A 13,277-nucleotide genomic window follows, 5' to 3' on the forward strand; every position below is an offset into this window, starting at 1 on the left:
GTGCGCCGCTCTGCGGCGTGCCCACCACCGCCCTGGCAGAAATGAGTTCCTGACGTGGTCAGAAGCACCCCCGAGCGCAAGGCCATCCGCTCCCTCGTCTGGCTGCTCGTCATCATCATCGCCCTCATCGCGGCGAACGGTGCGAGCGTGCTGTTCAACAACGGGCAGTGGACGCCCAAGCTCGCCCTCGACCTCGAGGGCGGCACCCAGATCACGCTCAGCCCCCAGCTCTCGAGCGGCGAGACGGTGACCCCCGAGCAGCTCGAGCGCGCGGTGGCGATCATCCGTCAGCGCGTCGACGCCTCGGGTGTCAGCGAGGCCGAGATCACCACTCAGGGCAATGAGAACATCGTCGTGTCGATCCCGGGCGAGCCCGATGAGGCGACCCGAGAGCGCATCCAGAGCTCGGCCAAGCTCGAGTTCCGCCCGGTGCTGATCGCCGACCTGCCCTCGGCCTCGTCGGTCGGCGAGGACGACGGCACCGACCCCTCCACGGATCCCAGTGCCTCGCCGAGCGCCGATCCCTCGGCCTCACCCAGTGCGGAGCCCTCCGTCGATCCGAGCGCGGCACCTGCGCCGAGTGCCTCGCCCACCGACGCGAGCGACCTGGCATGGATCACGCCCGAGCTGCAGGAGCAGTTCGACGCCTTCGACTGCGCCACCCTCGCCCAGGTTGGCGCCAACGTCGCCCCCGTCGACGAGCCCCTCATCACCTGCGAGCAGGACGGCTCGATCAAGTACATCCTCGGCCCGGTCGAGGTCGCGGGCGAGCGCATCGGGGATGCCCGCGCCGGCCTCATCTCGTCGCAGACCGGTGTCACCACCAACGAGTGGGGCGTGTTCATCGAGTTCGACGCGGACGGCACCGCGCAGTTCCGCGCCGTCACCGAGCGGCTCATCACGCTGACCGGCGTGCAGAACCAGTTCGCGATCGTGCTCGACGGCGCTGTCATCAGTGCCCCGCGCACCCTCAGCGCGATCACGGACGGCCGCCCGCAGATCAGCGGCAACTTCACCGAGGAGAGCGCCCTCACGCTCGCCGATCAGCTGAAGTTCGGTGCCCTCCCGATCGGTTTCGAGATCCAGTCGAGTGAGAACATCAGCGCCACGCTCGGTGTCTCGCAGCTGCAGAGCGGCATCATCGCCGGCATCATCGGGCTGATCCTCGTCGGGCTCTACTCGTTCCTGCAGTACCGCGCTCTCGGCGGCGTGGTGCTCGCCTCGCTGGTCGTCTCGGCGATCATCACCTACCTGATCATCACCTACCTCTCGAACCAGCAGGGCTTCCGCCTCTCGCTCGCGGGCGTCGCCGGTCTGGTGATCTCGATCGGCGTCATCGCGGACTCGTTCATCGTCTACTTCGAGCGCATCCGCGACGAGCTGCGCGACGGTCGTCGTGTCGACGGTGCTGTGGAGGCGGGCTGGAAGCGCGCCTGGCGCACGATCCTCATCAGCGACATGATCAACTTCATCGCCGCGATCGTGCTGTTCATCCTCGCGGTCGGCAACGTGCGCGGCTTCGCCTTCACGCTCGGAATCACGACGATCGTCGACATCATCGTCGTCGCCCTGTTCACCCACCCGATGATGCAGCTGCTGGCCCGCACGCAGTTCTTCGGCGGTGGCCACCCGCTGAGCGGGCTCGACCCGAAGGCGCTCGGCGCCGTCTACCGTGGCCGTGCCCAGTTCCGGGCTCCCGTGGGTGTGACCAGCACGAAGGTCGCGAGCAGCAGCCGCGAGGCCCAGCGTCGCCAGACGATCGCAGAGCGCAAGGCCGCCGAGGCGGCTGGCGAAGGGAAGGACGAGCGATGAGCAGGCTCACCCAGTTCGGCAACGACCTCTACACCGGCGAGCGCTCGTTCGACTTCGTCGGGCGCCGTCGAACCTGGTACGTGATCGCCGCCGTCTTCGTCATCCTCGCGATCGGCCTCACCGCCCTGCGCGGGGGCTTCGTCTTCGGCATCGAGTTCCGCGGCGGCTCGGAGTTCCGCGTGCAGAGCACCTCCGTCGTCGAGCAGGGAACCGCAGCGGCGACGGCGCTCGCGGACGAGGCCGTCTCGGCGGTCGTTCCGGGCGCCAACCCGCGCGTGTCGATCGTCGGCGGCGACTCGGTGCGCGTCCAGACCGAGCAGCTGACGCCCGCCCAGACCGATGACGTGCGGGCCGCGCTCGCGGAGGCCTACGGCGTGCCCGTCTCCGACGTCAGCGCCTCGTTCATCGGCGCGAGCTGGGGGGCGGACATCACCCGGCAGGCGCTCATCGCGCTCGTCGTGTTCCTCCTGCTCGCGAGCCTCGTCCTGGCCATCTACTTCCGCACCTGGAAGATGTCGGTCGCCGCGCTCATCGCCCTGTTCCACGACCTCGTGGTGACGGCCGGCGTCTACGGCGTGTTCGGGCTCGAGATCACCCCGGCGGCGGTCATTGGGTTCCTGACGATCCTCGGCTACTCGCTCTACGACACGGTGGTCGTGTTCGACAAGGTGCGCGAGAACACCAGCGAAGACGGCGTGGAGTCGCGTCGCACCTTCGCCCAGTCGGTCAACCTCGCGGTCAACCAGACCCTCGTGCGCTCGATCAACACCTCGATCGTCGCGGTGCTGCCGACCGCCTCGATCCTCCTCATCGGGTCGGTGCTCCTCGGCGCGGGAACGCTGCGCGACATCGCGCTCGCCCTCACCGTCGGCACGATCGTGGGCACCTACTCGTCGATCTTCCTCGCGGCGCCGCTCTACGTGCACCTGCGGCAGAACGAGCCGGAGCTCAAGAAGCAGGGCTCGCGCCCGCGGGTCGCGCGCACCGAGTCGGGCGCGGTGCGCTGAGCCTGCCGTCCGTGGCGGTCTCGCCACGGACGGGGTGCGGGCATCCGGGCTGCCGTCGAGCCGTAGAATCGAGGCGGAGGCGCGGATGACCGACACGACGCAGCAGAGCTCGGCGTCGTTGCGCGCGCTCCTGCCCCGCATCTTCTCGCGGTCGCAGACCGGTGGTGCGCTCGAGAACCTCATCCGAACCCTCCGCACGCATCACCCCAAGGCCGACGTGGGCCTCATCGAGCGGGCGTACCAGGTCGCGGAGCGCGCCCACGAGGGCCAGAAGCGCAAGAGCGGTGAGCCGTACATCACCCACCCGCTCGCCGTCGCGCAGATCCTGGCCGACCTCGGCATCGGCGCGAAGACGATCGCCGCCGCGCTGCTCCACGACACGGTCGAAGACACCTCGTACAGCCTCGATGAGCTGCGCCGCGATTTCGGCGACGAGATCGCGATGCTCGTCGACGGGGTGACCAAGCTCGACAAGGTCAAGTACGGCGACAGCGCGCAGGCCGAGACCGTCCGGAAGATGATCGTCGCGATGTCGAAAGACATCCGCGTGCTGATCGTCAAGCTCGCCGATCGCCTCCACAACGCGCGCACCTGGGGCTTCGTCGAGGGGGAGTCGGCGCGGCGCAAGGCCCAGGAGACGCTCGAGATCTACACGCCGCTCGCGCACCGGCTGGGCATCCAGACCATCAAGTGGGAGCTCGAGGACCTCTCCTTTGCCGTTCTGCACCCCAAGATCTACGTCGAGATCGAGAGCCTGGTGCGCAACCGCACGCCCGAGCGCGAGGCCTTCGTGCAGCTGGTCATCGATGCGGTCAAGGATGACCTGCGGCAGGCCCGGATCAAGGCCGAGATCAAGGGCCGGCCGAAGCAGTACTACTCGATCTACCAGAAGATGGTGCACCGAGGCCGCGACTTCGATGAGATCTACGACCTCACCGGCGTCCGGATCCTCGTGAACAGCATCCGCGACTGCTACGCGGTGCTCGGCGCCGTGCACGCGCGCTGGAACCCCATGCCGGGCCGCTTCAAGGACTACATCGCGACCCCGAAGTTCAACCTCTACCAGTCGCTGCACACGACCGTCTACGGCCCCGGTGGTCGGCCGGTCGAGCTGCAGATCCGCACGCATGAGATGCACCAGCGGGCCGAGTTCGGTGTGGCCGCGCACTGGAAGTACAAGGAGCGGATGGCGGGGTCCGCGCGCGGCGAGGCGGGCATCGAGCGTTCCGACACCGACATGGCCTGGCTCGCGCACATCTCCGACTGGCAGGCCGAGACGAGCGACCCGACCGAGTTCCTCGACAACCTCCGCTACGAGATCGGCGCGAAGGAGGTCTACGTCTTCACGCCGCAGGGCAAGGTCATCGGCCTCCCGGGCGGAGCGACCCCGGTCGACTTCGCATACGCCGTGCACACCGAGGTCGGCCACCGCACGATGGGCGCGAAGGTGAACGGACGGCTCGTGCCGCTCGACACCCCGCTCAGCAGCGGGGACTCCGTCGAGGTCTTCACCTCGAAGAACCCTGATGCCGGCCCGAGCCAGGACTGGCTGAACTTCGTCACCAGCACCCGGGCGCGCTCGAAGATCCGCCAGTGGTTCACCAAGGAGCGGCGCGACGAGGCGATCGAGCAGGGCAAGGATGCGATCGCCCGCGCGATGCGGAAGCAGAACCTGCCCCTCCAACGGCTGATGACGCAGGATTCGGTGGCCCACGTCGCCGCCCAGCTGCGCTACGAGACGGTAGATGCCCTCTACGCCGCGGTCGGCGAGGGCCACGTCTCGACCCAGTCGGTGATCGAGAAGATCCTCGCGGCCCTGCACGTCGAGGCGGAGAGCGATGACGAGCCGTTCAGCGTTCCCACGCGCGGCCGCACGCCGGTGCGGACGAGCGACTCGGGGGTGCTCGTGCGGGGCGCCCCGGACATCCTCGTCAAGCTCGCGAAGTGCTGCACGCCGGTGCCCGGTGACGGCATCGTCGGCTTCATCACCCGGGGCCAGGGCGTCAGCGTGCACCGAGCCGACTGCAGCAACGTCCAGTCGCTCCTGAATGAACCCGACCGGATGATCGAGGTCGAGTGGGCACCCACCTCGAAGAGCGTGTTCCTCGTGCAGATCCAGGTGGAGGCCCTCGACCGCAGCGGCCTGCTGAGCGATGTCACCCGGGTGCTCTCCGAGCACCACGTGAACATCCTGTCGGCGAGCGTCAACACCTCGAAGGAGCGTCTCGCCCTGAGCCGCTTCGTCTTCGAGATGGGTGATGTCACGCACCTCGACCGCGTGCTGAACGCCGTGCGCCGCATCGACGCCGTCTACGACGTCTATCGCGTCAGCAACGGCTGAGCCGGTCCGCCTTCGCGGCCGCCTCGGTGAGGCGCTGCCGCGCCGCGCGCACGAACGACAGTCGCGCGCGCCTGTCGAGGGCGGCGAGAGCGGCGGCGAGCGAGATGCCCGACTCCCGCAGCCCCTGCGCGAGCAGGTCCACCGTCTCCGGTTCGGTGCCGTGCCGCGCGAGGTCGACGAGGGTGCGCAGGGGCGTCGTCACCCGCACATCGGCGAGGAGGCGGTGCTCATCGTCGTCGATGACCGCTTCACGGGCGCCGAGTCGGCGGCGCTGGGTCGAGGGGATGCGCGCGGCGATCGACACGCAGGTGCGCAGGCGCCCCGGCGCGGAGCACCAGCCCCACACCCAGGCAGCGGTGCGGTCGGCGACGATCACGCGCGAGTCGGCGATCGTCGCCGCGAGCGTGCGAGCGCGGTCGGTCGCGGTCACGGGGAGATCGAGCGGGGCGAAGCCCTCGCCGAGCGGCACGAGCTCGCCATCCAGCACGGCGCTGCGCAGCTCCACGGTGCTGAGGTGCGCGAGAAGGGCGAGGGTGCCTCGGGGAGCGTGTGCCGTCGTCATGCGCGGCAGTGTGCACGCCCAGGAGGCGCCGCGGCGCCGGGGCCGTCATCCTGTGGAGAACGCCGAGGTGGCACCCCAGCGACCGCCGCTCGGCGGCCGTTCGTCAGCAGCGGAGTCTCAGCGGTCGACGGCGCCCAGCCAGGCGCGACGCGCCTCGAGTGCCTCCGTGATCTCCGTGATCTTCCGCGCGTCCTTGGCAGCGGTGGCGGCGGCGAGGTCGGCCTCAAGCCCGGCGATCGCCTGCTCCAGCTGGGCGGCGAGACCCTCCGAGCGAGCCTTCTTCTCGGGGTCGGTCCTGTTCCAGTGGTCCTCCTCGAGCTTCTTCACGGCGAGCTCGATCTGACGGAGCCGGTCCTCGACCACGCGCACCTGGTCGCGCGGCACCTTGCCGGCCGCCTCCCAGCGGCGCTGGATGCTCGACAGGGTGTTGCGCGCCTGCACCCGATCGGTCGCGGTGAGGAGGGGAGCCGCCTCGTCGAGGAGAGCCAGCTTCACCTGGAGGTTGCCGGCGTACTCCTCGTTCTCACGGGCGTCGACCTCGGCCTTCGCCGCGTACAGGGCATCGCCGGCAGCCTTGAACTGCTCCCACAGGGCGTCGTCGATCTTCTTGCCCGCGCGACCGGCGGTCTTCCACTCGTCGAGCAGACGGCGGTACGCCGGGATCCCCGCGGGCCCCTGCGGGGCGAGGGCAAGGGCCTTCTCGACGAGCGCCTGCTTCCGGGAGCGGACCTCCTTGTGCTCCGCATCCAGACCGGCAAAGTAGGAGCGGCGGTGACCGTCGACGGTCGAGCGCGCCGCGCGGAAGCGCTTCCACAGGTCATCGGCCTGCTTCTTGGGGATGCGTGGACCGTTCTGCTGGTGGTCCTTCCAGCGGGTGAACAGCGCGTCGAGGTCGGCCGTGGCCTTCTTCCACTGGATGCTCTGCGGGTCCTTCGCGGCGAGTGCCTCGGCGGCCTCCACGATCGCGATGCGCTCGGCGATCGCGGCCTCGGTGGCGGCGGCGGCCTCGGCCTGCTGCGCCTCCGTGAGCTTCTCGACGGTCGTCGACAGGGCGGCGACCCGGGTGCGGAGGGCTTCCAGATCTCCGACGGCGGCGGCGGTCTCGAGGGCCTCGGTGAGAGCCGTCACGGTCTTGGCGACGTCGGCGGCCGGCGCTCCGGCGCGGGCGCGCTGCTCGAGCAGCCGCACCTGCCCCTCGAGCTCGGTGTACTTGCGGGTGAAGTAGGCCAGGGCCTCCTCGGGAGAGCCGTCGGGGTACTGCCCGACGGCACGCTCGGCCCCGCGGTCGGTGACGTACACGGTGCCGGTCTCGTCGACCCGGCCCCAGGTGCTCTCGTTCGCTGACACGTCTGCTACATCCTCATCGAGTGGGCGCGCGCGGCGTCATCCGCGCGGTTGTTCAGCATATGGCACGGCCCGAGCGGCGACCCCGGCGAGGGGGCGAGCCGAGCCCGATCGCTACTCGATCGTGATGCCGGTGATCGTCGTGGCGACGGCCGGAGGGCCGTCGGGCGCGCCGCCGTCGACGCCCGCGGCGATGACCTCGCTCACGAGCGCATCGAGCCCGGCGGTCACCCGACCGATGACGGTGTAGCCGCCGGCGGCGTCGGAGGGGATCGTCGACTCGTCGTACACGATGAAGAACTGGCTGCCCATGCTCGAGCCGTCGCCGCTCTGGCGGGCCATGGCGATCACGCCCGTGGCGTACACGTCGTCGAGCGGCGAGTTCTCGATCGGGCCGAACCGGTAGTCCGGGCCGCCGGTGCCGTCGCCGTTCGGGTCGCCGCACTGCAGCACGAAGATGCCCTGGGTGGTGAGGCGGTGGCAGGTGAGGCCGTCGTAGAAGCCGTCCTGCACGAGCGAGACGAACGAGGCCACGGCCTGCGGAGCGGCGAGCCCGTCGAGCTCGTAGTCGAGAGCGATCGACTCGTTGATCGTCATGGTTCCGGTCCAGGTGCGGAACTCGCTCAGGGCGGCATCCGGCGCCGTGGCAGGCGTCTCGCTGGGCACCGGCGTCGCGCTCGCCACGGGCTCGGGAGCGCCGGGACCGCTCGTGAAGTAGACGATCTGCGCGGTGGTCGCGAGGGCGGCGACGACGACGAGCGCGACGACCGCGACGAGGTTGTCGCGCTTGCGTCGGGCGGTGGCCGTCTCGTGCACCGTCTGGCGCGCCTGGTAGCGGCGCAGGCGCTCCTGGGCCTCGCGGGAGTTGGCCGATCCGGCTGCCACGGGTCCTCCAAGTGATGTCGCGGGATGCGCGGTGCTGACCGCGCCGCAGTGAACTCTAGTCGAGCCGTCCGCGGCCCGCCGTGCGGCGGCGGAGCGCCGACCCGGTGTCCGGGGTGGCGGCTAGCCTGGGAGCATGGATGCTGCTCCGGGGCTCGGCTCGGCCGCCGTGCCGCTCGCCGTGCGGATGCGGCCCACCCGCCTCGACGAGGTCGCCGGGCAGCGACACCTGCTGGCACCCGGCTCGCCGCTCGTCAGCCTGGCGAGCGAGGACCCGGCGCACGCGCCCAGTGCCGTCTCCGTGATCCTGTGGGGCCCTCCGGGCACGGGGAAGACCACGCTCGCGCAGGCGATCGCCCGGCAGTCGGGGCGGCGGTTCGTCGAGCTCTCGGCGATCACGGCCGGGGTGAAGGACGTGCGCGAGGTCATGGAGCGCGCCCTCGCCGACCGCGACCTCTACGGCACCTCCACCGTGCTGTTCCTCGACGAGATCCACCGCTTCACGAAGGCGCAGCAGGATGCCCTGCTTCCGGGGGTCGAGAACGGCTGGGTGATCCTCATCGCGGCGACGACCGAGAACCCGTCCTTCTCGGTGATCGCTCCGCTCCTCAGCCGCAGCCTCTTGCTCACCCTCGAGGCGCTCTCCGACGACGACCTGCGGATGCTCGTCGAGCGCGCGGTGGTCGATCGGCGCGGGCTCGCGGGCGCGGTCGCGGTCGAGCCGGCCGCGCTCGACGCGATCGTCCGGCTCGCCTCGGGCGACGCCCGCCGTGCGCTGACCGTCCTGGAGGCCGCGGCGCAGTCGGCGCTCGCATCCCGGGACGCCGAGGCCGGGGCCGATCCGGTGGTCACCGCCGAGATCGTGGCGGCCGCCGTCGATCGCGCGCTGCTGCGCTACGACAAGCAGGGCGACGAGCACTACGACGTGATCAGCGCGTTCATCAAGTCGATCCGGGGCAGCGACCCCGATGCCGCGCTGCACTACCTCGCGCGCATGATTGAGGCGGGGGAGGACCCGCGCTTCATCGCCCGGCGCGTCATCATCTCCGCGGCGGAGGACATTGGAATGGCCGACCCGCAGGCGCTGCCGATCGCGGTCGCTGCGGCGCAGGCCGTGCAGCTCATCGGGATGCCCGAGGGGCGCATCCCGCTCGCCGAGGCGGTCGTCTACCTTGCGACCGCCCCCAAGTCGAATGCCGCGTACGTCGGCATCGACGCGGCGATCGCGGATGTGCGTACCGGACGTCTGGGCCGCGTGCCGAAGCCTCTGCGCGACGCGCACTACCCGGGCGCCAAGCGCCTGGGGCATGGGAAGGGCTACGTCTACCCGCACGACGAGGCGGTCGGTGTCGCTGAGCAGCAGTACCTGCCCGATCCGCTCGTGGGCACGGAGTACTACCGGCCGACCGAGCGCGGGCACGAGCGCGAGATCGCTGCGCGCCTGGCGAAGCTTCGCGCCATCACGCGGGGGCGCACGCCCGAGAAGTGACCGGGCGGGCTCTGGTAGGCTCTACCGGCCCGTCAGATATGGGCACACCCTCCCTCGCAGCCTCCGCCGGAACGCCCCGACGTGCGTCCGGAACGGACGGAGAGGTGTACGTCCGTGAGCCGTGAGAGTCTCGGCCACGCCCATGGAAGGAAACCGTGTCTACCAAGTCACGTACTCGCAGCAAGACCCGCCTCTCCCGCTCGCTCGGCATCGCCCTCACTCCGAAGGCCGCCAAGTACCTCGAGAAGCGCCCCTACGCTCCCGGTGAGCACGGCCGCACCAAGCGCAAGGCCGACAGCGACTACGCCGTCCGTCTGCGCGAGAAGCAGCGTCTGCGCGCCCAGTACGGAATCCGCGAGAAGCAGCTCCGCATCGCGTTCAACGAGGCGCGCCGCACCGAGGGCCTGACCGGTGAGAACCTGGTCGAGCTGCTCGAGATGCGCCTCGATGCGCTCGTGCTGCGTGCGGCGTTCGCCCGCACCACCGCGCAGGCCCGCCAGATGGTCGTGCACCGTCACATCATGGTCGACGGCAAGATCGTCGACCGTCCGTCGTTCCGCGTGAAGCCGGGTCAGCTGATCCACGTCAAGGCGCGCTCCGAGGGCACCGAGCCGTTCCAGGTGGCCGCCGCCGGCGGTCACGTCGACGTGCTCCCCAAGACCCCGGGCTACCTCGAGGTCGAGCTCGACAAGCTGCAGGCGCGCCTCGTGCGCCGCCCGAAGCGCGCGGAGGTGCCCGTCACCTGCGACGTGCAGCTCGTCGTCGAGTACTACGCCGCCCGCTAGGCGATTCCCGCCAGCGCAGCGTCACGACGGGGGTCCGGCTTTCAGCCGGGCCCCCGTTCGCGTCCTCCCGCTAGGCTGGCGCTCGACCCTTCCGCCCGACCCACCACCGAGGGAGAACTCATGAAGAACGTCGCCTGGCTCATCGCCGGCATCGCGATCGGCTTCGTCGCCGCCCACCAGGTCTCGAAGACCCCGCAGGGCAGGCAGTTCTTCGACGAGGTCGACACCAAGGCCCGTGAGTTCGGGTCGGCGGTCGTCGACGGCTACAAGCAGCGCGAGGCCGAGCTCCGCGCCGCTGTGGCCGAGGCCGAAGACACCATCGCCGACCTCACCAGCCGCCTCAAGTAACCGGCGCGGTCCGCACCGCGCCCGAACGATTCAGGAACAGACCCCTCCGTGCAGACCGCCGACATCCAGCGCCGGTGGCTCGAGTTCTTCGGAACCCGCGGCCACACCGTCGTGCCCTCCGCCTCGCTCGTCAGCGACGACCCCACCCTCCTCTTCACCGTGGCGGGGATGGTGCCGTTCGTGCCGTACCTCACCGGCGTCGTGCCTGCACCGTACCCGCGCGCGACGAGCGTCCAGAAGTGCATCCGCACGAACGACATCGACGAGGTCGGGAAGACCCCGCGGCACGGCACGTTCTTCCAGATGAACGGCAACTTCTCGTTCGGTGACTACTTCAAGGAGGGGGCGATCTCCTACGCGTGGGAGCTGCTGACCGCGTCGCAGAGCGACGGCGGCCTCGGCTTCCAGGAGAAGGACCTCTGGGTCACCGTCTACAAGGACGACGACGAGGCGATCGCGCTGTGGAAGAAGATCGCGGGCCTGCCCGACGACCGCATCCAGCGCCTCGACATGGACACCAACTACTGGTCGACAGGCCAGCCGGGCCCGGCCGGCCCGTGCTCGGAGATCTTCTTCGACCGCGGCCCCGCCTACGGCGTCGACGGCGGCCCCGCCACCGACGATGACCGCTACGTCGAGATCTGGAACCTCGTGTTCATGCAGTACCTCCGTGGCGAGGGCACCGGCAAGAACGACTTCGAGATCCTCGGCGAGCTGCCCAACAAGAACATCGACACCGGCATGGGCATGGAGCGCGTCGCGTTCCTGCTCCAGGGCGTCGAGAACATGTACGAGATCGATCAGGTGCGTCCGGTGCTGGATGCCGCTGCCGAGCTCTCCGGGCGCCGCTACGGTGCCGACCACGACGACGACGTGCGGATGCGCGTCATCGCCGACCACGTGCGCAGCGGGCTCATGCTCATGACCGACGGCGTGGCGCCCGGCAACGAGGGGCGGGGCTACATCCTGCGCCGCCTGCTGCGGCGCAGCATCCGCGCGATGCGTCTGCTCGGCGTCGACGCGCCCACCTTCGAGGTGCTGTTCGCCGCCTCGCGCGACGCGATGAGCGCCGCCTACCCGGAAATCACCGAGAACTACGACCGCGTCTCGCGCCTTGCGCTCGGCGAGGAGGAGGCCTTCCTCCGCACGCTCGCCGCGGGCACGACGATCCTCGACCTCGCCGTCTCCGACGCGAAGAGCACCGGGTCGGCCGCTCTCCCGGGCGACACGGTCTTCCAGCTGCACGACACCTTCGGGTTCCCGCTCGATCTGACCCTCGAGATGGCCGAGGAGGCGGGCCTGACCGTCGACCGCGGCGAGTTCGACCGGCTCATGGCCGAGCAGCGTGCGCGGGCCAAGGCCGACGCGAAGTCGAAGAAGGGCGCCCTCGCCGACCTCAGCGTCTACGGCGAGTTCCGGGCCGCGGGCGAGACCGTCTTCCTCGGGTACGACGAGCTCGAGACCGAGACCCGCGTGCTCGGCCTCCTCGTCGGGGGGCAGAGCGTGCCGGTGGCGCAGGCCGGTGACATCGCCGAGGTGATCCTCGCCGAGACGACCCTGTACGCCGAGTCGGGCGGTCAGGACAGCGACGAGGGCGCCATCGTGGGCAGCGGTTTCGACCTCGAGGTGCTCGACGTGCAGAAGCCCGTCAAGGGCCTCATCAGCCACACCGTGCAGGTGCGGGCGGGCGAGGTGCACGTCGGCGACGTCGCACGCACCCAGGTCGACACCCAGTACCGCCGTGCGGCGACGCAGGCGCACTCGGCCACCCACGTCATCCACGCTGCGCTGCGGCAGACGCTGGGCGGTGACGCCCACCAGTCCGGTTCGTACAACAAGGCCGGCTACATGCGCCTCGACTTCAGCTGGAACCAGGCTCTCAGCCCGGCGACCCGCAGCGAGATCGAGGAGATCAGCAACATCGCGGTGCGCGACAACCTGCCCGTCGAGACCCGCGTCATGGCGCTCGATGAGGCTAAGGCGCTCGGCGCGATGGCCCTCTTCGGTGAGAAGTACGGCGACACCGTGCGCGTCGTCGACATCGGCGGCCCGTGGTCGCGCGAGTTGTGCGCGGGCACTCACGTCGGAACCTCCGCCGAGATCGGCGTGATCAGCCTGGTCAGCGAGTCGTCGGTCGGCTCGACGAACCGCCGCGTCGAGGCGCTCGTCGGGCTCGACGCCTTCCGGGAGTTCGCGGCGGAGCGGGCCCTCGTGCAGCAGCTGACGAGCAGCCTGAAGACGCCGAAGGACCAGCTCGCCGATCGGATCGCCGAGCTCAGCGCGCAACTGAAGGCCGCCGAGAAGACGATCGCCCAGTTCGAGGCCGCGCGGCTCACCGAGCGGGTTCCTGCGCTGGTGGCCGCCGCGCGCCCGACCGGGGCGTACACCGTCGTCGCGCAGAACGTCGGCACGCTCGGCTCCGCCGATGACGTGCGCACGCTCGCGACGACCGTGCGCGGGCGTCTGGGCGACAGTGCGGCCGTCGTCGTGCTCGCCGCCGAGACCGCCGGCAAGGCCACGGTCATCATCGCGACGACGCCCGCGGCTCGCGAGGCCGGGGCCAAGGCCGGTGAGCTCGCACGCGCCGCGTCCGCCATCCTCGGCGGCGGTGGCGGCGGCAAGGACGACCTCGCCCAGGGCGGCGGCCCCGATGCGCAGCGCATTCCCGCGGCGCTCGAGGCCGTGCTCGCCGCCCTCCGGGGCTGAG

At 70.4% G+C, this 13,277-nt stretch carries 10 protein-coding genes; 7 read left to right on the forward strand and 3 right to left on the reverse strand.

The window, feature by feature from the left end; all coding sequences use genetic code 11:
* Positions 1 to 54 precede the first annotated feature (54 nt).
* The 3 genes from secD to BJ959_RS00780 all read left to right on the forward strand — a co-directional run bounded on the left by secD (position 55) and on the right by BJ959_RS00780 (position 5,160).
* Positions 55 to 1,812, forward strand: coding sequence for a protein translocase subunit SecD (gene secD, locus BJ959_RS00770; RefSeq protein ID WP_153981169.1), 1,758 nt, complete (start codon positions 55 to 57; stop codon positions 1,810 to 1,812).
* Positions 1,809 to 2,819 (forward strand): protein translocase subunit SecF, encoded by a 1,011-nt coding sequence (secF, locus tag BJ959_RS00775; protein WP_153981168.1) that lies wholly within the window; start codon positions 1,809 to 1,811, stop codon positions 2,817 to 2,819. Before secD ends, secF begins: the two co-directional genes overlap by 4 nt.
* A gap of 85 nt (positions 2,820 to 2,904) precedes the next feature.
* The gene (locus tag BJ959_RS00780) at positions 2,905 to 5,160 is read left to right on the forward strand and encodes a RelA/SpoT family protein (RefSeq protein WP_153981167.1); all 2,256 of its coding nucleotides are present in this window, start codon (positions 2,905 to 2,907) and stop codon (positions 5,158 to 5,160) included.
* On the opposite strand, the gene BJ959_RS00785 is transcribed toward BJ959_RS00780, so the two are convergent.
* The 3 genes from BJ959_RS00785 to BJ959_RS00795 form a co-directional block, all read right to left on the reverse strand.
* Positions 5,147 to 5,722 (reverse strand): hypothetical protein, encoded by a 576-nt coding sequence (locus BJ959_RS00785; protein ID WP_153981166.1) that lies wholly within the window; start codon positions 5,720 to 5,722, stop codon positions 5,147 to 5,149. The two genes, BJ959_RS00780 and BJ959_RS00785, sit on opposite strands and share 14 nt — an antisense overlap.
* A gap of 117 nt (positions 5,723 to 5,839) precedes the next feature.
* Entirely contained in the window at positions 5,840 to 7,069 is a 1,230-nt protein-coding gene (locus tag BJ959_RS00790; protein WP_183321814.1) for a DUF349 domain-containing protein, read from the reverse strand.
* 111 nt (positions 7,070 to 7,180) lie between these two features.
* Positions 7,181 to 7,951, reverse strand: coding sequence for a peptidylprolyl isomerase (locus BJ959_RS00795; protein ID WP_153981165.1), 771 nt, complete (start codon positions 7,949 to 7,951; stop codon positions 7,181 to 7,183).
* A gap of 133 nt (positions 7,952 to 8,084) precedes the next feature.
* Between BJ959_RS00795 and BJ959_RS00800 the strand changes: the two genes are divergently transcribed.
* The 4 genes from BJ959_RS00800 to alaS all read left to right on the forward strand — a co-directional run bounded on the left by BJ959_RS00800 (position 8,085) and on the right by alaS (position 13,276).
* Complete coding sequence (locus BJ959_RS00800) at positions 8,085 to 9,437, forward strand: replication-associated recombination protein A (RefSeq protein ID WP_153981164.1); 1,353 nt, start codon at positions 8,085 to 8,087, stop codon at positions 9,435 to 9,437.
* Positions 9,438 to 9,592: 155 nt separating this feature from the next.
* Positions 9,593 to 10,222: a 30S ribosomal protein S4 gene (rpsD, locus tag BJ959_RS00805; RefSeq protein WP_153981163.1), complete on the forward strand. Its 630-nt coding sequence runs from the start codon at positions 9,593 to 9,595 to the stop codon at positions 10,220 to 10,222.
* Positions 10,223 to 10,342: 120 nt separating this feature from the next.
* On the forward strand, positions 10,343 to 10,570 hold the full coding sequence (locus tag BJ959_RS00810) for a hypothetical protein (protein ID WP_153981162.1): 228 nt from the start codon (positions 10,343 to 10,345) through the stop codon (positions 10,568 to 10,570).
* Between the two features lie 48 nt (positions 10,571 to 10,618).
* Entirely contained in the window at positions 10,619 to 13,276 is a 2,658-nt protein-coding gene (gene alaS / locus BJ959_RS00815) for an alanine--tRNA ligase (RefSeq protein ID WP_153981161.1), read from the forward strand.
* The last annotated feature ends 1 nt before the right edge of the window (position 13,277 follow it).

Source organism: Microcella frigidaquae (genome assembly GCF_014200395.1).
Lineage (GTDB): Bacteria > Actinomycetota > Actinomycetes > Actinomycetales > Microbacteriaceae > Microcella > Microcella frigidaquae.